At 56.6% G+C, this 23,187-nt stretch carries 9 protein-coding genes, 1 other RNA gene and 1 CRISPR repeat array; of the genes, 4 read left to right on the forward strand and 6 right to left on the reverse strand.

Annotated features, from left to right (window positions below; translation table 11 throughout):
* Nucleotides 1-5 precede the first annotated feature (5 nt).
* From casB to dtd, 4 genes are all read right to left on the reverse strand, one after another.
* Entirely contained in the window at nucleotides 6-722 is a 717-nt protein-coding gene (casB, locus tag BBOU_RS02965) for a type I-E CRISPR-associated protein Cse2/CasB (RefSeq protein ID WP_033489894.1), read from the reverse strand.
* Nucleotide 723: 1 nt separating this feature from the next.
* Nucleotides 724-2,448, reverse strand: a complete 1,725-nt coding sequence (casA, locus tag BBOU_RS02970) for a type I-E CRISPR-associated protein Cse1/CasA (RefSeq protein WP_026502704.1) — start codon at nucleotides 2,446-2,448, stop codon at nucleotides 724-726.
* A gap of 72 nt (nucleotides 2,449-2,520) precedes the next feature.
* The gene (locus BBOU_RS02975) at nucleotides 2,521-5,646 is read right to left on the reverse strand and encodes a CRISPR-associated helicase/endonuclease Cas3 (RefSeq protein WP_081815477.1); all 3,126 of its coding nucleotides are present in this window, start codon (nucleotides 5,644-5,646) and stop codon (nucleotides 2,521-2,523) included.
* Between the two features lie 1,324 nt (nucleotides 5,647-6,970).
* Nucleotides 6,971-16,459: direct repeats of the CRISPR family, unit length 29 nt; unit sequence GGGATCATCCCCGCATGCGCGGGGAACAC.
* A 937-nt stretch (nucleotides 16,460-17,396) separates the two neighbouring features.
* Nucleotides 17,397-17,879, reverse strand: coding sequence for a D-aminoacyl-tRNA deacylase (gene dtd / locus BBOU_RS02980; RefSeq protein WP_026502706.1), 483 nt, complete (start codon nucleotides 17,877-17,879; stop codon nucleotides 17,397-17,399).
* A 334-nt stretch (nucleotides 17,880-18,213) separates the two neighbouring features.
* Between dtd and ssrA the strand changes: the two genes are divergently transcribed.
* The 4 genes from ssrA to BBOU_RS02995 all read left to right on the forward strand — a co-directional run bounded on the left by ssrA (nucleotide 18,214) and on the right by BBOU_RS02995 (nucleotide 22,149).
* Nucleotides 18,214-18,609: a transfer-messenger RNA gene (gene ssrA, locus BBOU_RS09040) on the forward strand.
* A gap of 126 nt (nucleotides 18,610-18,735) precedes the next feature.
* Nucleotides 18,736-19,008 (forward strand): M48 metallopeptidase family protein, encoded by a 273-nt coding sequence (locus BBOU_RS09560; protein ID WP_051616675.1) that lies wholly within the window; start codon nucleotides 18,736-18,738, stop codon nucleotides 19,006-19,008.
* Nucleotides 19,009-19,115: 107 nt separating this feature from the next.
* Nucleotides 19,116-20,837: an McrB family protein gene (locus tag BBOU_RS02990; protein ID WP_026502707.1), complete on the forward strand. Its 1,722-nt coding sequence runs from the start codon at nucleotides 19,116-19,118 to the stop codon at nucleotides 20,835-20,837.
* On the forward strand, nucleotides 20,818-22,149 hold the full coding sequence (locus tag BBOU_RS02995) for a 5-methylcytosine restriction system specificity protein McrC (protein ID WP_026502708.1): 1,332 nt from the start codon (nucleotides 20,818-20,820) through the stop codon (nucleotides 22,147-22,149). Before BBOU_RS02990 ends, BBOU_RS02995 begins: the two co-directional genes overlap by 20 nt.
* A gap of 478 nt (nucleotides 22,150-22,627) precedes the next feature.
* Here BBOU_RS02995 and BBOU_RS03000 read toward each other — a convergent pair whose 3' ends face one another.
* Together BBOU_RS03000 and BBOU_RS03005 are read right to left on the reverse strand one after the other, a co-directional pair.
* Nucleotides 22,628-22,840 (reverse strand): hypothetical protein, encoded by a 213-nt coding sequence (locus tag BBOU_RS03000; protein ID WP_026502709.1) that lies wholly within the window; start codon nucleotides 22,838-22,840, stop codon nucleotides 22,628-22,630.
* A gap of 17 nt (nucleotides 22,841-22,857) precedes the next feature.
* Nucleotides 22,858-23,166 (reverse strand): ADP-ribosyltransferase, encoded by a 309-nt coding sequence (locus BBOU_RS03005; RefSeq protein WP_026502710.1) that lies wholly within the window; start codon nucleotides 23,164-23,166, stop codon nucleotides 22,858-22,860.
* Nucleotides 23,167-23,187 lie beyond the last annotated feature (21 nt).

Below are 23,187 nucleotides of genomic sequence, written 5' to 3' on the forward strand. Positions count from 1 at the left end.
GCAGACTAGGCCGGTTGATTTTTCTTGGTCTTGGCCTGCTTGCGGGCAACTTCATCACTGCGTCTGGCGTGGTAGTAATCTCCGGCCCAGCGTTGCATCACCCTAGGCTTGGACTCCGGGAACTGCATCAGATAGAGATCGGATGCCAGCGAACCGTAATCCAGCACGATAGTTCGATCCGCACCGCGCATCATAGTGATAAGCGATCTGATTCCGCGAACCATTCCGGGAAAATCGGAGACCGAATCCACAACAGCCATGCGACGCGTCACGGCATTGTCGGTATCGACCCTGCGAGCGCGTTTGTTGAACTCCGCCAACTCATAGCAGGCGGCGCCGAAACGATTACCTTTCCCCTCGGCATCATCGGTTCCGCGCCAGGATGCGTGGACTCCCTCGCCTTTGGAACGCTGATGGATGGCATACAACTGCAGCGCTGTCTGGAAGGCGGTGACCGCCTGCTGCGGACCTCTGCCCAACTCACCGAGCTGGGTCTCGTCCCACCCATCGAAAAGTGCGGCAAGGAACATGTTGCCCACCTGCATCCAAGGGGATAGTATCTCGTCCTTCCGTAGTGTTGATAGAGCTGCAAGAGCGTCATGGTATGCGGCTCCTGCTCGGCTCAGGTACAGGCTCTGCAATTCCCCGACCTTCGCATCCGTGTAGCGGGCGACGGCACGGGCAACAGTATCGGAGCCATAGGTTCCAGTGGTATGAACCATATCAGTCCTCCTTTGTCGCGTCTGTTGATTGGAAATCCGTCAGCTTGCCAAGACCAAATTCCTCGTTGGCGAAATACCCGAGAAGCTTGACGTATAGGTCGCCGACAGCGATTTCGGAGCCTCCAACCTTACGCTTGGCAATCCAAGATCCTCCCGTGCCCTGGAAGTAGTGCTCCGCCAGCCTGATAAGCAGCCGATGGGCCTCGTCGCGCCATTGGGTTTCCAATGCCTCGGCATTGTCGTCCGCGATGGTGCGAAGATAGTTCCGGCACAGGGCATCGAGCGCGTAGTAGGCTTCCGCGCGAATGCTCGCAGAGAAAGCCTCGTAACGATTGAGCGTAGTCTTGTTGCGAGCAAGTCCATGTACCCGAGTGACGCTATTAGCCAATTCATTCACGCAGTTCTCGATGCGTTTTAAAACGTCCAACACCACGGATAGTGCGGACACATCGTCTCTGCGTACCAACGCCTTGTTAAGGTCGAGCTGTTCGTCAACGCTGTCTTCATACACACTGTTCTGGGTGCCGTAGGTCATGCCCTGGGCATGGATTGCGACGATTTGCGGAAGGAAGGAATCCGAAAAGTCATCGTCCTCCTCATCGTCATCATTCATCATGAGTTCGTTCACCCACGTCAGAACACCTGCTCGGGCTTGGCCTGAGGCCTCGGAATTCGGAAACGGAAGGACGGATGCCAGGCCTCGCCACAGCGCTTTCTTCGGATCATGCGTCTTCGGAACACGCGTTCCTTCGGGAATTCCCAAGGACTCGCCTTGTTTCTTGCTTGCGAGCCTCCACAAGGTCATGGTCTCGAACCTTGCCATGTCATTGGGATCCGGCTGCGCCCCGTATCCGATGACGACGCCGGTCACGGCATTCCCATCATCGGAAGGAATCAAGCGCACTCGACGCGATGTGAAGGTGAACAGATCCGCAGGGCCAGTCAGTCGCCTTCTGTCCATAGAAGAGATCGCTTCCCTCTCCCAAACCGGCGCATCGCCGACAAGAGCAAGGAACGGTACCTCGCCACTCTCAACATACATGACCCAATTCATCATGAGTGTCTCGAAGAGATTGGCTCGTTCCAGATATATGCCTCCGCAGAGTCCCAGCGCCCCAGTCGAAATCTGGCCCTTGGGAGCATATTCCCTGCCGCTCCTCGCTGTCGTGCTTCCAGCAAGCGGAGTTTTGATACCTGCACAGTCGTATGCCTGAATAGCGAGCAGCCATACCGCCGCCTCGGGGCAAGAGAGGGATTCCACGGAGCCTTTGGAACGGAGAGAGAAAAGAAACTTGTTGTCATTATCAGGCAAATCAATAACTATCCTCCCGATGTCATCGACATCATCACTGTTTTTGCCTTGATAAGAAAGACCCGCCTCCTGCATGAATGGTTTGTCACCGCCAATCAGGTAGAAACGGTCATGAACACGTTGCAGGTATGAACCAATGACAGATACATCGAAGTGACCCGTCTTCCAAATCTTCCCCCAGACATGTTTCGTTTCCCCATGCTTGATACCTTCACGCTGATAGCAACGGTACAACACCGCAAGCATGAATCTTAGAATCAAGATAATACCTTGCGAAAACTCGGGGACGATGCGTCGGATATCCGACGCATCCTCGAATGCCTTCTGTAAGGAAACCTTTCTCTTGGTGCCGTCGGAATATTCCACGTCGATCCAATCTTCGTCGATGAGATTGAATTGTGGTTGAGGAACCATCTGTACCTCCTTTCGATGGCAATAACAATATCACATTATCAATACGACACAGATATTTATTTTATTAACTTATCATGTTCTCTTTGTTTCACCGTTTTCAACGCTAAGCCCCGTTTCTCGGGAATACCACACATGCTTACCTGTCAATGTGCTGCCGAATGCATCATCGCCCTCTTGATCCATCACCAACAGCAATCTTCCTCCGAGCCACGCAGAGTCTTGCCAGTTTCTTACATACTCCTCACAGCGATTCTCAAGCTCGCCGATGAGCGTATCCACATCGGAACAGACGGAAAGCGGAAGTCTAACGGCACATTGAATGAGTTTGACGGACACATCGTCAGGAGGCACCTCTCCTGTCGGAAGTTCCCGTCCTTCCATAACCCACGGCAGCAAGGCAAGATGATCACCACACCGGCGAACAAGCAGGACCTCCACGGTATCGTGAGTGTCACGCACCGTCATCTGCCCTTTCTCCTCCTCGTTATTCGCAGCGTCGCCTTTCTGGACAGCGTCCCCATCTTCCCACGGCTCACCGCTGGAATTCTGTATCACAGGGTCGTGCAGAAGATACCCCTGCGCCTTAGCCTCTTTGCTCCCAATCGTCCTACGCCGTTCGTTACAATCCTTCAGATACTCCTCGCGCCATGATTGAGGAACATGTAATTCCTCGATGCGAGTCGTATCATCATCTTCGTAGGCACTCCTTACCAACGGAGCAATGTCATCTGGCAGATGCACCGTCGAATGCGCTGAAACCCCGTAATACCCCAATGTTTCCAGCGCTTCCTTGAGACTTGCCTGTTCATACACCATCGTGAGCACCTTAGGAAAAACGGGACCCGTCTCACCCCATCGATCGATTCCACGGATATAGCATCGGGCGATACGCAATCGCTCCGGCCTGTCACATTCCCCATCCCCGCGATGATGGCGATGAACCCTACCCAGACGCTGCATCACCAAATCGATAGGAGCGATGTCGGTGACAAGAACGTCGAAATCAATGTCAAGCGATTGCTCAAGCACCTGGGTTCCGACGACGATATACTTCCCCGGGCGCTCACCGTTTGCCCTCGTTGCCTTCGGCCCAAGCTTCTGCCTTAAACCGGCCTCATTATTCATCCTGTCACAATCGACAAAGCGAGAGTGCGACAGCGTCACGCATTCCTTGCCAAACACCCCTTTTAGAGCTTCATACATGTTCTGTGCCCTGCCGACAGTATCACAGATGACTCCGGCGCAGCCGCCATCCGCCAAACGTTCCCGCAAAGTCCGAACAGTTGCGGAAACATCATCATCGATGACAGCGCATTCAACCGCCGTCTTCCTGCCCGATGGGTCGGCTGTACACGATTGCACCGTCAACCCATCCGTATACGTAATAACGGGGTATGCGTTCTTGTCCAATACCGGCAGATTATCCATCTGGCTGTCGGAACACGCTGCTCCCCGGAGATATGCCGACGCTAAAGTATTTCTCAACTTGTCGGACAGCGTAGCAGACAACAAAATGACCGGCGCATGACAACCGCCCAGCCATTCCAACGCACGCTGGAGATACTGCTGCATGTAAGCATCATAGGCATGGCATTCGTCAATAATCACAACCTTGTTCGCCAGCCCCAATTGCCGCAACATGACATGTTTCATGCGCAAAGCCGCCATGAGCACCTGATCGACAGTACAGACGAGGAAGTTCGCAAGTACGCCCCTCTTCCTCCCCGAAAACCAATCGTTGACAACCGCCTGCTGCGTAGCATTTATCGCTGCGCCTCCTGTACCGACTGCATTATTATCCAAGTCCATACCGATGTCTTGGAAACGATTGGCTCGCATCATTTCTGCGTAGGTTTTGTTCAGCCAAGCCTTTCCGTGGGCCAGGAACATGGTGCGTTCGTTCGCTGACGATTCCGTGTCTTGTCCGAGTCTGTTGACCCAAGCATTGACTCGTTCGAACATAGCGTCAGTGGTCGCCATGGTCGGCAGTGCCACGCAGACGCCTCCGCGCTCCGCCTTATGAGCAAAAATCTCGGCAACCGCGAGCGCCGCCTCCGTTTTCCCTTCGCCCATGGGAGCCTCGATGATCATGATACCAGGATCTTTCACATTGCGCGCTATGTCTGTTGCAATTCTTTGGACAGGTCGCGGCTGGGCATGCGCCGGGAAACTGAAACGCTCCGCGAACAGTTCCTCGTCGGTCTGTGGCATCGCGTTCTCTTTCCACGATGGCGGCAAGTCGAGTTTCCTCCACGCCCTGTCCGCACGCTTCCGCAATCCTTCTGAAGTTTCAATGAACGAACATTCGTACAACAGTGCGGCCCCTCTGTCCGAATCTTCGTCGCAGTCATATGGCCGCGCGGGAATGAGCGGGAAATACAATGTGTTGCTCGCAATCCAATCCGACATGATCACGATGCCGGTAATCAGGGACTGGCTCTCCGTGCTGAGAAGTGTAGTCGGCTCGTCATGGATATGAAGGTCACGCAAGTAATTCAGGTCATCATCGTCAAGATGTGCTAGGGTCCGCACGTAATCAATCAGCTCAAATTGGACAGACTGCCACGCCTTATTCTTGGCGTTGTCTTTGTTGAACTTCCCGGCTTTACCGGGATTACTGTTGTAGAAGCCACAACGGATATCCCATCTCTTGACTTGCTTGAGCGATCCATCAGTCTGCGCCCTCGGCGTATGGGGAATCGGGATCTTCCCATGATGGGCTGCAAGGATTCCTCCTAAGAAACGTGCCTTTTTTAGCTTCCAACCGTATTTCGACAGGTAATCGACCAGCAATCTATCTCCGATGACAGGATGCCCCAGCCACTGCTCGCCCTTGGATTGAACCCGTGAATCACCAATGAAGGGAAGTCCCGTATCCCGCAACTTCCACATCAGGTTCTCCTCTTCGCCACTTCCCCATGTCTGGGACTGGAACTCCGGTGACGCTTTACCGAGGTCATGGATTCCTGCGAGGAACGTCACCAGACTTCGAGCAAGGCGTGCATCGCCATTGCAGTCCGCGATGATGATGTCTTTCGTTCCCTGGGGCATCCACCCATCCCAAAGATGTTCGCAGGTATACAGAGAATCTGTCATATGCACATACAGCGGGAGCCACAGAGGCCCGGCGATTCCGTCGGATTGTCCTCGATCGCTTTTTGCCCACAACGATGCGGCTACAGCACTCACACCTTGCATATTCACGCCCCCCAATCAACCGTGATCGGTAATTTTCAAGCTTCTGCGCTACATCAAAGAATGATAGCCATGCGCATAGACTGTCGGAAACGACCAGTGACACGCGACACCATCAACACTCTCGGCACCAATTGATTTCCTGGCATACCCTTCATCGACCACATTTCGAGGTATGGCGACAAGACCATGACGAATGAGGCCATATAATAGATGGGTCACTGTTCCCGATATTCATCGGGATGATCCCATGATCAGTTACTATGAGCAATGTTCCCCGCACTTGGCGGGGTGTATTTTGCCTCGCCAACAATAAGATTTCCACAGACAGCTCCAATATTTCGGACGCATTCAAATCGGAATATCACTAAGACGTTCTTCAAACGTCGAAGATGGCACTCGCATCGATTCATTAACCGAAGGCTAACACACTATGCCCATGATGTCTTAACTTCGCAAACTATGACATACATGAAAACACGCGACAACGTCAGACATTCCACGTATTTCACCGGTCTCCCAGCCAAGATCTTGTCGTGATGCATCTGCCGCGGTAGGCCCTCTCCATAAGTTCTGCCCCTTCCCACAGGAAAAGGAAACTTACCGGAATCTTCAGCGCCATGCGGCGCGACGGTGGTGGCTGATGGATTCGAACCAGCAAGCAAGGCATCATGTATCCGGCTTAAAACCGAACGTCCTCAACCACTCAGACAAACTTATCGAAGTGGGCACGGGAGTCGGCTCGCTTGCACGCGTTGCAGACCATTGCCTGACCAATCGGCCAACTTGCTGGAAATGGCGATACCGTCACCAGTAGCCCGCCGATGACGTACGCCACTACACGTTTGAAAGCCGACAATCTGCGGAGATACCCTATTAATTCATCATCCGGCATGCCAGTGTTGGAGGAATTATCGGATACGACGCGAACCGCATCCCGTTTCTTCAACGTGTTCTTTATGTAGCCGTCCGCCGCGTCCTTGCTTGAACGCTCTTGAAGCGATTTCAGCTCGATATCATTCTCCAGATTCTTAAGGCCTTTGCCAACCAGTCAGACCATTGTCGTCCTTTCTTCCACATGACCAATCCGGAAAACGCAACGTCGGAAGCAAAAAGTTCCCGTCGCACCTACCGGCGGGAACTTCCCTCAATCCTAACCAATTTTGGACATCATCAGCAAGATGAAAACATGCATCTTAACTCGTGAACACCGTGTCCGCCGATGCCAGCACCAGCATGCCCGTCGGACTGACGCCGACGCCCATCACGTAATCATTCCCGTATACATGGAGAATACGGTTTCCGGGCACCCACTCGCATTGTTATTGAAATCATCCCCGCATGCGCGGGGAACACATCTCCACGAAGTACCCCACGATCGACAACCCGGGATCATCCCCGCATGCGCGGGGAACACCCAGCGCCGACGGGCTGACCAAGACCGTGTACACGGGATCATCCCCGCATGCGCGGGGAACACCATACGCTCGACCGGAACGCCGACCGCAACCAGGGATCATCCCCGCATGCGCGGGGAACACAGGACGGAATCGCGTCGCGCTATATCACGTCCGGGATCATCCCCGCATGCGCGGGGAACACGTCCGCGTAGACCTTGCCGTACACGCCCCAAAGGGATCATCCCCGCATGCGCGGGGAACACTGGTTGGTGCTGACGGACGGTGCTTGCGTTGGGGGATCATCCCCGCATGCGCGGGAAACACGCGTTCCTCGTTAGGCCATGACCAGTGATTGAGGGATCATCCCCGCATGCGCGGGGAACACTTGGTCGCGGTCGATTTCCTCGGAGTATGACCCGGGATCATCCCCGCATGCGCGGGGAACACTCAATGGCAGTGAGAGGGGTAACAATGGCTATGGGATCATCCCCGCATGCGCGGGGAACACACCTGAGTCGCTGAAGCTCACTCACGTTGATCAGGATCATCCCCGCATGCGCGGGGAACACGACGTGAAGCATATTCGCCCCGCCGATTCGTAGGGATCATCCCCGCATGCGCGGGGAACACACGGCACACCATACGCGCACGTCGGACGAGACGGGATCATCCCCGCATGCGCGGGGAACACCTTCACCGACTCGTTCCCGCAGTCCTGCGCCTGGGATCATCCCCGCATGCGCGGGGAACACGATTGATGTCATGGTTCAACAGCCTCTCAGATGGGATCATCCCCGCATGCGCGGGGAACACAGTTACTCAATGTACATATAGATACTCTTTTGGGGATCATCCCCGCATGCGCGGGGAACACGGTGCGGGTCTGGCGTGACCCCACCCAGGCGGGGGATCATCCCCGCATGCGCGGGGAACACTTTTTGGACTGCGGTCGAGTATGCGCTCACACAGGATCATCCCCGCATGCGCGGGGAACACCGTCCGGTAGATGTGGTCGATGTCGAGTCGCGCGGATCATCCCCGCATGCGCGGGGAACACGGTGGCGCGCAGGAGGTAGCGTGCGGCCTTCTGGGATCATCCCCGCACGCGCGGGGAACACACAACAAACTGATACACAATCCGATACTAAAAGGGATCATCCCCGCATGCGCGGGGAACACCGGGCAGTTGGATGCGGGCGAGCGTGTGGAGTGGGATCATCCCCGCATGCGCGGGGAACACGAATCGGCGCGGATGCCGGTCGCATCGGTCGTGGGATCATCCCCGCATGCGCGGGGAACACGCAAATGCCGGTGGGATGTTGCTGTGCATGTCGGGATCATCCCCGCATGCGCGGGGAACACAATTAGCTTTGTCACAGCGTCGGATACCTTGCGGGATCATCCCCGCATGCGCGGGGAACACGCGATCTACGGCAAGGTGTTGAAGGGCGGGGAGGGATCATCCCCGCATGCGCGGGGAACACAGTGACCGAACGTCGACGATTTTAAATCTCTCGGGATCATCCCCGCATGCGCGGGGAACACAACGTGACCGTCATGCTGTTCCTTGTAGAGTCGGGATCATCCCCGCATGCGCGGGGAACACGGCAAGGCGATACTGTGCGACGTCCTGCACTGGGGATCATCCCCGCATGCGCGGGGAACACAGGAACTGTTTTATGCGCGACGCGATGTGCAGGGGATCATCCCCGCATGCGCGGGGAACACTGGCAATCAAACGACGTAATTGAACCGGAAAAGGGATCATCCCCGCATGCGCGGGGAACACTCCGAAACCACGATAGTATCCCGGAAGTCGATGGGATCATCCCCGCATGCGCGGGGAACACGCATTTATTGGGGCGTGCAGCGTAATCTGCCGGGGATCATCCCCGCATGCGCGGGGAACACGTGTTCGGTTCCGCGATGGGCGGGTCCATGCCGGGATCATCCCCGCATGCGCGGGGAACACTTGGAGGTAATGGGTGATGGATGATAATAGGGGGGATCATCCCCGCATGCGCGGGGAACACTAATGTGTATGGTTTTTTTGACGCTCTGTGGAGGGATCATCCCCGCATGCGCGGGGAACACCCGGCCACGTCTCGCGTACCCTGCACTGTATTGGGATCATCCCCGCATGCGCGGGGAACACTGGATGGTATTCATTGTTGCAATAGCAATATGGGGATCATCCCCGCATGCGCGGGGAACACCCACGCAGTTTATAGTATCACGACTCACTCTCGGGATCATCCCCGCATGCGCGGGGAACACCCGCCGCCGCGCCGGTCGCATTTATCCGCACCGGGATCATCCCCGCATGCGCGGGGAACACCCCTCTGACGGTGGAATCAACACTAAAGTTGCGGGATCATCCCCGCATGCGCGGGGAACACATCGTGTTCATGTTCTCCGCTTGGCGCATCTCGGGATCATCCCCGCATGCGCGGGGAACACTCGGAACTCAATCCGACACCGACCATGAGCATGGGATCATCCCCGCATGCGCGGGGAACACTTTTTACAATTTTAAATATGAAGTGCACAGAAGGGATCATCCCCGCATGCGCGGGGAACACGTTCTCCTTCCACACTTTCGCCCGCTCCCCGTGGGATCATCCCCGCATGCGCGGGGAACACCCTATGAGTGTGTGCAAGGGTTCCGGCTTGGAGGGATCATCCCCGCATGCGCGGGGAACACTTCGACGCGCTGACCGACAAGGGTGAGAAGGCGGGATCATCCCCGCATGCGCGGGGAACACAGACGCAACGCGGTGAACGTGTGGCCGTCCAGGGGATCATCCCCGCATGCGCGGGGAACACGAGTGCCGCTGGTATTCGTCCGACGGCAAGACGGGATCATCCCCGCATGCGCGGGGAACACACAGGCGGCCGACCGCCCAACGCTCCGTATCCGGGATCATCCCCGCATGCGCGGGGAACACCAGGTCAACCGCAAGACCTGCACGACATGGTTGGGATCATCCCCGCATGCGCGGGGAACACGCCGCCCCGCAGAGCATCAACGGCGTCGACCCGGGATCATCCCCGCATGCGCGGGGAACACAGCCATTGGACGTGACTGGGGCGGAGCCGCCGGGGATCATCCCCGCATGCGCGGGGAACACGAATTCAATGGCTTGCTAAGGCGTTCGACAGCGGGATCATCCCCGCATGCGCGGGGAACACTGGTATGAAGCCGGATACGAGAACACCAACCCGGGATCATCCCCGCATGCGCGGGGAACACTTTCGAGAGCTATCTCACCGACGAACTGAACAAGGATCATCCCCGCATGCGCGGGGAACACACGGTATGCAGGTTGTCAGATTTCAACGAATTGGGATCATCCCCGCATGCGCGGGGAACACTATGACACGGCGGTCGAAGGATTCTACGAATCGGGATCATCCCCGCATGCGCGGGGAACACAAAACCCAACCGCGCTTAGCATCGGTGCCACTGGGATCATCCCCGCATGCGCGGGGAACACGAAAATTCGACTTCAAGAAGTATGTTGATGCGGGGATCATCCCCGCATGCGCGGGGAACACTCAGCGTTCTCGAGCTGGACCGTGGCGTATTCGGGATCATCCCCGCATGCGCGGGGAACACATCGGTCTATCGCGTCCTTCCTATCCTTCCCGGGGATCATCCCCGCATGCGCGGGGAACACCCGCCCGCGTGCCCCGCAACACACGACGCATCGCGGGATCATCCCCGCATGCGCGGGGAACACCCGACGCAAACCAACATTGCCATCCATCAGCCGGGATCATCCCCGCATGCGCGGGGAACACCCACGACACCGTGTAACCCGTCATCGGATCATGGGATCATCCCCGCATGCGCGGGGAACACTCTTGCCACCACCATTCAGACTATTCTTCGGCGGGATCATCCCCGCATGCGCGGGGAACACTGCACAGGTAATGCCATCAAGTACTTGTGGCGGGGATCATCCCCGCATGCGCGGGGAACACTAAGAGCCGACCACGTGCGCAACGTTGTCGTTGGGATCATCCCCGCATGCGCGGGGAACACGGGCGCAAATACTGGATGCACGTCATGCTGACAGGATCATCCCCGCATGCGCGGGGAACACCCTATGGTGGCGCGAAGTCTTTCGGCAAGGCGGGGATCATCCCCGCATGCGCGGGGAACACCCGAAAATCATGTGGATGTAGTCCGCGTGAGCGGGATCATCCCCGCATGCGCGGGGAACACTGATAAAAAGACGTGAGATTATCATTCAGCCGGGGATCATCCCCGCATGCGCGGGGAACACCACGCTTGCAGACTATCGTCGGCGGCAAGCGTGGGATCATCCCCGCATGCGCGGGGAACACGCAGGTGAAATTGAACCAACTTACCTACGAGAGGGATCATCCCCGCATGCGCGGGGAACACCATGATGTCGGTCTCCATCTGAGAGACCGCCCGGGATCATCCCCGCATGCGCGGGGAACACCCAATCAGAAGGTAGCGGGATTGCCGCGTTAGGGGATCATCCCCGCATGCGCGGGGAACACAAAGAATTGCCAACCAAGGAAGGAATAGAACTGGGATCATCCCCGCATGCGCGGGGAACACTAATGACCGGCTGCACTCCTGGGTGTTCGGGCGGGATCATCCCCGCATGCGCGGGGAACACTCGTCGAAGCTGTCATAATCGAGGGCGAGGGCGGGATCATCCCCGCATGCGCGGGGAACACTTGATGCTTGCCGCCGGCGCGTTGAGCGTCATGGGATCATCCCCGCATGCGCGGGGAACACGTGAACAAGGCGCTCGACTCGCAGCTTGGCACGGGATCATCCCCGCATGCGCGGGGAACACCGACAAGACCAGACCGCGACCGGCGCACGGCGGGGATCATCCCCGCATGCGCGGGGAACACTACGGCGACATCCCCGTCACCCTCAAGCCGGTGGGATCATCCCCGCATGCGCGGGGAACACTGATTTACCATTTTCTTTTCTCTCTTTCATATGGGATCATCCCCGCATGCGCGGGGAACACACTCATAAAGATACTCGTACTGGACTCAAAAAGGGATCATCCCCGCATGCGCGGGGAACACCATCTTGCGCTGGAAACCGCGCTTGGTGGTCTGGGATCATCCCCGCATGCGCGGGGAACACATCTCGCTGCATCTCATATCGAATAGACGTTAGGGATCATCCCCGCATGCGCGGGGAACACACCTTGAGGACTGCGCGGAGGATGTCATCGCGGGGATCATCCCCGCATGCGCGGGGAACACCCCACTCACTGCCGCATCATACGTGGACGCGAGGGATCATCCCCGCATGCGCGGGGAACACACCTCGTCGCAGCGCACAACCTGGATTTTATGGGGATCATCCCCGCATGCGCGGGGAACACAGCATCACGACGGACAAGGTCGCCGCCGGGCAAGGATCATCCCCGCATGCGCGGGGAACACTATGAGTCATTTAGTGCTTTTATTGCAACGCAGGGATCATCCCCGCATGCGCGGGGAACACATTTCACTCATTTCAGAGTCCTTTCAGATTTGGGGATCATCCCCGCATGCGCGGGGAACACCTCTTGACTGACGCGACGACACTATTCCACACGGGATCATCCCCGCATGCGCGGGGAACACATCTCTGTCGTCGGCTGCCAGCCCGTGAAGCCGGGATCATCCCCGCATGCGCGGGGAACACTCCCAATAGGTGAGATGGAGGACGTCCTTGCCGGGATCATCCCCGCATGCGCGGGGAACACTGTGTCGTTTTGCGAAATGCCCTATACTTAGAGGGATCATCCCCGCATGCGCGGGGAACACTTTGTCCAACAGAGCCGACGTGATAGTGATATGGGATCATCCCCGCATGCGCGGGGAACACATGTCATGCTCCGATACCATGATGCCCATTCTGGGATCATCCCCGCATGCGCGGGGAACACCGGTAGCATGTTGGCTCGTTGTTGCTGCTGAGGGGATCATCCCCGCATGCGCGGGGAACACGATTATACAGCGGCAATCAGACTTGCAGGTGAGGGATCATCCCCGCATGCGCGGGGAACACCGACCTGTACTGCGATCGCATCGGCGTGTCACGGGATCATCCCCGCATGCGCGGGGAACACTCCAGTCATGCTCCTTGCAATGCTCGAGCATGGGGATCATCCCCGCATGCGCGGGGAACACCTTACGGAGTGTGGGAAGTCGTGTCCTGAGTCGGGATCATCCCCGCATGCGCGGGGAACACCCTGTCGCGTTGAACATGTCGCCGAGCTGACTGGGATCATCCCCGCATGCGCGGGGAACACGTGGTGGAGCGCGTATCCGCTGCCATCACCCGGGGATCATCCCCGCATGCGCGGGGAACACTCGGCGGCCGCGCGCGGCATACCGGTGCCGACGGGATCATCCCCGCATGCGCGGGGAACACACCGGCCACAACTGGCGTCCCGCGTTCAACCTGGGATCATCCCCGCATGCGCGGGGAACACGCCTTGATGTTGTTGATTCCCGTGCTGATGGCGGGATCATCCCCGCATGCGCGGGGAACACTTCTGTCATCATGTTCGGTGCGCGTGAGAAGGGGGATCATCCCCGCATGCGCGGGGAACACGTGCCTTCGCCTTTGCCAAGCCCGATAAGATGGGGATCATCCCCGCATGCGCGGGGAACACCCAGTGTCAATGCCGGAAACAAGCCTCGGCGTGGGATCATCCCCGCATGCGCGGGGAACACTGCGCGAATGACATCGGCAGGGCCACCGGCCGGGGATCATCCCCGCATGCGCGGGGAACACGTCCGGGCTCGCATCCAAAGTCGGCGGGGCACGGGATCATCCCCGCATGCGCGGGGAACACTTTCTGGGTTATTGGTTGACTTGTCGTGTGCAGGGATCATCCCCGCATGCGCGGGGAACACCTTGACTGTCGCCTGACCGGCAGCCCCGCATGGGGATCATCCCCGCATGCGCGGGGAACACGTCGTGGCACCGCTGTTCTCGATCAGCCTACCGGGATCATCCCCGCATGCGCGGGGAACACATTCGAACCCCCAGACACTCCACCACAAAAACGGGATCATCCCCGCATGCGCGGGGAACACCGTATCCTCGAACGCCTCGCTGACGTACACGTGGGATCATCCCCGCATGCGCGGGGAACACGTCACCGCCGGCCATGTGAGTCCCGCACACTCGGGATCATCCCCGCATGCGCGGGGAACACTCGGACAGTCTCGACATGCCGTTCGACATGCCGGGATCATCCCCGCATGCGCGGGGAACACTTGCGCGACATACTGGCGACCGTCAACGACAAGGGATCATCCCCGCATGCGCGGGGAACACGCCGCTGAGAAAAGCGCGGAAAGCACGGCGCAAGGATCATCCCCGCATGCGCGGGGAACACGGCCGTTATCGGAATGGGCGAAGGGTCAGGCAGGGATCATCCCCGCATGCGCGGGGAACACATCGCGATGGGTGAACCGCCGTTCGACGGCGAGGGATCATCCCCGCATGCGCGGGGAACACTATCAATACTTGCACGTTTACCGGGCGTTTGGGGGATCATCCCCGCATGCGCGGGGAACACTCCCGTGTGCTGGGACGGTTACGGCTACCGGCGGGATCATCCCCGCATGCGCGGGGAACACGCGGACCCGGACACTGGCAGGAACACGTACCTGGGATCATCCCCGCATGCGCGGGGAACACTGGCGGCATGTCACATCACCAGCCACATGAGCGGGATCATCCCCGCATGCGCGGGGAACACAATATCAGCGATTACGCTGAGCCGGTCGCTCCGGGATCATCCCCGCATGCGCGGGGAACACTACTCGGCGAACGCCGGGGCGTGGATCCGCACGGGATCATCCCCGCATGCGCGGGGAACACTGTGGGGCAATTGGTCTTGATCCTGCTGTGACGGGATCATCCCCGCATGCGCGGGGAACACAACACGCGCGGCCGGCGTCGTGGCTGCGCGATGGGATCATCCCCGCATGCGCGGGGAACACGAGTCCATTGCGGCCCACCCTGATATGAGCGCGGGATCATCCCCGCATGCGCGGGGAACACTCACCGGCGGACGCAATCGCCTCAGTGCCCTGGGGATCATCCCCGCATGCGCGGGGAACACGCCGGGCCGGTCTACGGTGGCGGGTATCCATGGGGATCATCCCCGCATGCGCGGGGAACACCTTGTCTGGCGCGGGCAGTGTGACGCTGCCCGGGGATCATCCCCGCATGCGCGGGGAACACCGATAATGACGGTGTGGCTTTCGTCGCACTGAGGGATCATCCCCGCATGCGCGGGGAACACCACGTATCACGATCTGCGGCATACTGCGGCGAGGGATCATCCCCGCATGCGCGGGGAACACTCAGGCGTGCACGACACGCCCATCGCCAACGCGGGATCATCCCCGCATGCGCGGGGAACACTCAGTCAGAGTCATTGCATTGTTATTGTTGTTGGGATCATCCCCGCATGCGCGGGGAACACGCCTGCCCGATCTAACGTACAATGATGTCGTCGGGATCATCCCCGCATGCGCGGGGAACACAGCGGCGTGAAAATGCACACCGACTACCGTGCGGGATCATCCCCGCATGCGCGGGGAACACCGAATGAGCCACGATGACATGCGGCAGGTGACGGGATCATCCCCGCATGCGCGGGGAACACGTCTGGATGGTGCCGCCGGTGATGGTGACGCCGGGATCATCCCCGCATGCGCGGGGAACACGAAGGCGACAAGAAGTCAGCGTCCGACGCGACGGGATCATCCCCGCATGCGCGGGGAACACGACGCCTGCCCAGGCATGAGTGACTTGGATTGGGGATCATCCCCGCATGCGCGGGGAACACGTCGGCTGTCTGTTTGGCGGCCTGGTCGAGTTGGGATCATCCCCGCATGCGCGGGGAACACTGGTGGACGAGACGATGGACAAGGCGCAGGATGGGATCATCCCCGCATGCGCGGGGAACACGGACAAGCGCAAGACGGCCGCGGTGCTCGTCCGGGATCATCCCCGCATGCGCGGGGAACACTCAGCGACGCCCAATCGAGATGCGGGTCAGATAGGATCATCCCCGCATGCGCGGGGAACACGCTCTCGCCCCTGATGTGCGGCGTGTCCTTTGGGGATCATCCCCGCATGCGCGGGGAACACGCACGTATGCGGAAGGCGAGCCGGACAATTCGGGGATCATCCCCGCATGCGCGGGGAACACGGACACGCTGGTCAGCAACGCGAACCGTGACCGGGATCATCCCCGCATGCGCGGGGAACACACATTTCTTGGTGGTTCCAGCCCGCAAGCGCCGGGATCATCCCCGCATGCGCGGGGAACACGTTAGGGTGGCTGGCTTGGTGCCTTGTCTTGCGGGATCATCCCCGCATGCGCGGGGAACACACTATGAAAAGTGCAGATTCCCGCCGATCATTATATCATCATTCATCTTTTTTATTTACTTTCCTTTTTCTAGAGGCAAGCATGGCATCTCAATTACGGTTGTGGTCAGAACAAGAATTGCAAGCACAGATAGGATATAAACAACAAGCCTTTACAAGCGCAGGGAATCCACCAGATTGTGGTCGCAGTCGACTACAATCCCGTCCGTTGCCAATCGTATATTTACACGCTGTCTGGGCAGTTCAACAAGAACAAGTCAAAATCACACACCCGTACCGTATGACGGATGCGAAAGCCAGCAACGGGCAGGCGTAGAAGATTGTTATTAACCACGCGCGTCTGCTGCCAAGCAGCACGTGCCATTCACGTACAAGTGGTACGTGTCGCGCGAACAATAAAGCACTGGCAGCACTGACATAGTTCCGGCAATATAAACCTTTATATCCATCTGCCATGCGATGGAATCAAACAACATACGTGCAAAGATTACATGAACTGCAGATTCCCATTCCGAAGCGCATGACAATTTACAGGCTACCCGCAGCAGGTGAAATTGCGCCGCGAGCCCGAACGCCTAGAACAGGATGCTGCGATCAGCAGCTAGTCACATTCAAGTGTACTGACACGTAGTTTAAGTGCAACACCTACAAACTAAGCCACTAATTGACAGGTCCAGGGAAACAATCACCACCATCATCGGCAAGAATGAGCGGCGCATAGGACATTGGCAATGAATCTGCACATATCCGACCGACGAGTCGACGGACACGCTCACATATGATTTTACAATGTCACACATGAAAACTGAAAATATGTCCTTACGCTGGTGCTAGCGAAAGCTGCTTTCTTTATAATGCGGGACACCAAATAATCCCCTCGATATTAATTCCGCCTGTTTTGAAAATAACTGACCATCGCGGATATTGGCGAACAACCCCTACTCCCCCAGCACCTCCGCCGTGTCCACCACCAGCGTTACCGGCCCGTCATTGACCAACGACACTCGCATGTGTGCGCCGAATCGGCCTTCTTTTACGGTGAGTCCTTGCGCCCGCAACGCATCATTGAAGGCGAGCCACACACGTTTGGCGTGTTCAGGTTCGCCGGCTGCGATGAAGCTCGGCCTGTTGCCTTTGCGGATGTTGCCGTACAACGTGAACTGCGAAATGGAGAGGATGTCGCCGTTATGCTGCGTAATCGACTCGTTCATGCGCCCGTCGGCATCCTCGAACACCCGCAGTCTGGCGATTTTGCCTGCCAGCCAGTCGATTTCCCTCTGCCCGTCCGTATCCGCGACCCCGACAAGCAGCACATAGCCTGTGCCGATGGTTTGCTTCTCAAACGTTGGGTCGACGCTGTTTGTAGCAGGGTCGATCACGTCAACGCTGGCTTCGCTTACACGCTGTAACACGATTCTCATACCGTCACTCTATCGCAGGATTATGGCGGGAGATTGCACAGGCACTTCCCGGGCATCCGTCGCAGGATTCCAGACACTTCCCTGGCATCCGCCGCTCGGTTTCACGGATTCCATCGTGCGCTGCCACACGGTTGCAAATTGCATAATCATGGCGGGAGATCGCACGGGTGCCGTCCTATATGATGTTCCGTCTTCGATTCCGAGTTCACACACAATCAGCCGCCATCATCCTCGTGTATCACCGACGCCTTCGGCTCACAGCCGATTTGAGCCGAACGACGAAATGTCGTATACTAAAAAATCCGGTCTATTCCGGGGTTTGATAATTCAAAAAGGGGCTGATCGGTTTCGACGGTGACCTGTTCGTCGCAGGGAAGCGTGCCGAGAATGCGGAGTCCACTCGTGATGCCCTCCGCGAAACAATAAGTGCTAAATCTAACCGCACTGAGTTTGCTCTCGCTGCCTGAGCTTCGCGCCAGGATTAACCAGTGAGCAGCCGCTCCGTTCACTCCCCCTCGTCTTCGGGGAGATGTTGAGCGTCGTTTAGGAGACTTGCTCCGGCTACTGCACCGCAGGGTGGCTGGGGGACTTTTTCTGCGGATATGCTCGCCATCAGTTGTCTGCGACATCGATGGGGGCAGAAAAACTGCCGCACGGCCAGCAGACTACGCACGTAGAAGACTGAGGGTACGGTCACCGGACCGGGGTTCAATTCCCCGCAGCTCCACTTTTCATGAGCCGCAAGAGATTGCGGCTCTTCTTGTATTTTCAACGGTTCCGGCCCATCTTGCGCGCTTACGTGGATTACGTCGTTTTGCGAAAAATGTTGCCAAAATGTGGGTTATAGGCCAAGAAGATGGGCTTTCCCTACGAGAAAGTCTTCGTAAAGACGCAGAAGACTCGGTGGGGTTCCTGCTCAAGTAAAGGGAACATCAACCTGAACTGCCTTCTGATGAAGGTGCCTCCTCATGTCAGGAAGTACGTCATCGTGCACGAATTAGCTCACAAGAAAGAAATGAACCACTCTGAACGATTTTGGAAAGTCGTCGCTGGAGAAATTCCCGAACACCAAAAGGTGACCAGGTGGCTTAAGGAGAATGGGAACTCGCTTATTGGAAAGCTGCCGTAAAGGAGGCACTACGGCATGGAGAAGACATCTGAACCCGGGAGAGAAGTCTGTATGAAAGTGTAGCATGAAATACACATAGAGGTGCAGCATGTACATGGAGGTGCAGCATGGCTATCCCAAAAATTAGCAAACAAAACATTGACGACGCGCTGAAGTTTATCGATGAAAAGGGCGTGCCCTCCCACAACCAGAGCACGAAGTATGAGCTTGTTACCAAGGACGGAAAGAAATACCCGCCGGAATACGTTATAGCCGTTGCTGCGCACATGGCAAACGGAGCCGAAATCAGCACGAAAGGCTTCGATGCTATCGAGGCAAAGTCATACCTTCAGGAACAAGGTTTCAATATCGAGATCAAGCAATTTACGCTGAAGATTACCGCCGATGGCGTGACATCTAATGACAAGCGATTCACGATGGATAATCTGGGGCTTGGCTATTACTGCAAGCCGAAGGAAGCGTATTTCGAGAAGGCCGACGGCGAAAAAATCAAGCACACTCCAATTAATAAGCAGACCATGTCTCTTATCGCATGTCAGGTTTTCGAGAAGCAGATTGCCGCTTTGTCCGTGGCAGACCGGGAGAACTTCCCGATCAGCCAGTGCGGTCCTTCCAAAAAAATGTACCAGGGCATCTATACGAATGAAGATGAATTCAGAGAGGATTACCCCACCCGTTTCTGTGTTCACTACAAAAACGATAGCGGCAGCAGGCTCTTCGTGCTGTTCTACGACTCAAGGAACCTCTTCTCGAACATCATCTTTGTTCAGGAATGCCTGAAGCGGTTCGGCGAGCCGGGCGACAAGATGGTTTTGATCTATTGCGAAAAAGACGAGAAGGAGAAGCAAGAAGCCACAACGGAGGCCGCAGCGCAAGAGGAACCCGCCCAGCAGTTCAAGGAGTACCGGAACCCCTTCTCTTCTATGCTGATAGAGTCCAAGAACCTGATTTTCCGAGGCGCTCCGGGCACTGGCAAATCGTACCTTGCAAAGGAAATCGCCGCAGACATCATCAGCAACGGCCAATTCGAGAAACTCGACCAACTCTCCCCAGAGCAGCGGAAGCAGGTCGAGTTCGTCCAGTTCCACCCGAGCTACGATTACACCGACTTTGTGGAGGGGATCCGCCCCAAGGTGAACGATGACGGGACGATGGGCTTCGAGCTTCAGGACGGCATCTTCAAGAAGTTCATAGCGCGGGCGCGGAAGAACTACGAGGACTCCCAGAAATCAAAAGAGACCGAACTGAAAAAATACGTCTTCATCATCGACGAGATCAATCGTGGCGAAATCTCTAAGATCTTTGGCGAGTTGTTCTTCTCCATCGATCCGGAATATCGCGGACGTGCTGGGGAGATATCGACGCAGTATTCGAACCTTCACGCCGACCCAGACGAGAAGTTCTACATCCCCGAAAACGTCTACATCATCGGCACGATGAACGACATTGATCGTTCTGTCGATAGTTTCGACTTTGCCATGAGACGCCGCTTCCGCTTCGTCGAGTTGAAGGCGGATGAGCGTCTTGAGATGCTGTCGAAGCTGGAAAACGAGGAGCTTGAGAACGAGGCTAAAAGGCGTATTAAGGCGTTGAACAACGAGATCGCCGTCACCGAGGATCTCAACGAAAACTACCAAATCGGTGCTTCTTATTTCCTGAAGCTGAAGACTTTGACCTTCGATCAGCTTTGGACGGATTATCTGCGCCCGCTCCTTCAGGAATACATTCGGGGAATGTACGACGAGGAAGGCAAAATGAATCGGTTTGCTAAGGCTTACGGGTACAAGAAGCCAGCCGATGGAGATACCGATGAAGCTGTTCAAGATTAAGGATAACGCGCAGGAAAAGAAGGATTCTTTTGCAGACATCGAAGCCCTTACGCACCGGATTGCGGACAAGACACTTGAGCAATTGGAGCGCGAGGGGGTCTTTGTGTTTCCCGAATTCATTGGTAACTCGAAAGATCTGACGAGGGATCAGATAATCCTGCAAAGTGTGGATGATACGTACCGCTCGGGGAATGTGATGGGTTTTCTCGGCTGCAGTGATGAGCGGCTGATTATCGAATCGCGGTTCAGCTCCGAAGAGGAGGATTATTTCTCCGAGTACCTGCTCAATCAGGTGCTGGATTTCCCCAACATCGTGGATTTGAAATCCGACGCAGACCAGAACAACCGCCTGTTCAATTTCCTGCTCTTTCTGTTCCCATACTACCTGAAGACCGCCATGAGGAAAGGACTCTTCAAGAGGTATGTCCGTAACCGCTATAACGACGGGAACGTGAAGGGCCGCATCGACATCGCAAGGCATATCAAGCAGAACACTCCTTTTATTGGGAACGTGGCCTACAGCCAGAGAGAATTCTCCTACGACAATAGTTTGACAGAGCTGGTGCGCCACACGATCGAGTTCATAAAGAGAAAGCCGTACGGCGGGCATCTGCTGGTCAGGGCGAAGGACGAGGTGAAGCTAGTCGTCGAAGCGACGCCAACTTACGAACTCTACGACCGCCAAAGGGTCATAGAGGCGAATAAGAAGAACGCCATCAGGCACGCCTACTTCCGGGAGTATCTTGCGCTCCAGAGGCTGTGTCTTTTGATCCTGCAGCACCAGAAACATCAGATAGGGTCTGGATCGCGGCAGATATATGGCATCCTGTTCGACGGAGCATGGTTGTGGGAGGAATACGTCAATTCTCTGATTGGAGATGCCTTCTACCACCCGATGAATAAGCGCGGCAAGGGTGCTCAATGGCTCTTTGCCAAGAACAACGGCGGGAACATCGGGCAGATTTATCCGGACTTCATCAGCCGCAACAATGAATCGAGAATCATAGCCGATGCAAAATACAAGCCAATCGGCAACATCGGGAATCGCGACTACTTGCAGGTGCTTGCTTACATGTTCCGGTTCGACGCCAAGGCTGGCTACTACCTGTATCCGGAAGCGAATGGAACCGATGACTTGCTGCTGTGGATGAACAAGGGGTCTACTTATGAGGCAAACGTCACGGAGCGAGATGATGTCAGCGTCACGAAGCATGGATTGAAGATCCCGGTGGATGCGCAAAACTACGATGCATTTGTGCAGCAGATGAAAGTAAACGAAAACGAGTTTCTGCGGGCGTTCGACATAGGTTGAGGTAGACAAGATGGGGAGGCTTTTCCATCAATTTCTATTTCAAGAGCATCGAGTAGGACGATGGTTTCTACGACGGCGAGTTTTCGTCGCCCGACTCGGACGTCTATTGCGAATTCCTCTATGACAGGAAGCCGCAGGAGTTCATCGACATTCATAACAACAGCAAGCCATCAGATGAGATCCTCCCGATTCCCATCTGATGGCTTGACAGGAGGATGGACCTGCGCAATGCTGACACACTAGAACAGGATTGGCCAGACGGCACGGATTCTAACGGAATCGATCATCCGCATTCCTTGGGTTTCGTGGCCGGCCATGGAATCGCATCATGACACGAGGTGGAGGCGAATAGCGGTGTGAGAAGAAAAACCGCGTGGAGGGCACTAGCCCCAGCCAAAAACACGAATCCCGCAGAATCTGCCGGGGTCGGTAATAGAAAAGCCGTACGAAGGCGGCGCATAGAATAAAACGGCAAGGCTTATGCTTTGCCTTCAGCATGAAGACGTTTGTATTCAGCTTCAAGTTCGCTTTCGCTCCACGGCTTTCGCATCTTGTTTCGGCGCTGAATCTCATTGAAAATCCATTCGCACTCAGCCTCCGAAAGATGCGGCGGATTATCAGGATCATCACTGTCGAACGTAAGCTCCCCGACATGCCACGTGTACTTCTCCAGACCATCAGTCTCTGTCATCCGCACACCACTCCTTGTCATGATTGCCCGTCAGACACGAGGACAGCACGTACCCACCGCCCATGCCCCTCATCGATCCCATGATCGATGATTCTGAGTTTAACTCCTCGGGGGAGCAGAATCCCGTGCTCTTCCTTGACTTGCGCCACGTTCTGGAGATACGCGCGGTGCGTACCATGCAGGAGCAAGATGCGGATGCGCACGCCTTCACCGGGTCTCACCCCGACACCATGCTCGCCAGCGTCAAAGCTAGTCGCCAAGTACCCGGCGTTCGGGTCAGTGATTTTCCCCTCTACGGAGATGGTCTGCCTGCTCGGCCTTCTCATGGTTGGCTTTGGCGAGTTTCT

The organism is Bifidobacterium boum, from assembly GCF_000741535.1.
GTDB classification, from domain to species: Bacteria; Actinomycetota; Actinomycetes; order Actinomycetales; family Bifidobacteriaceae; genus Bifidobacterium; species Bifidobacterium boum.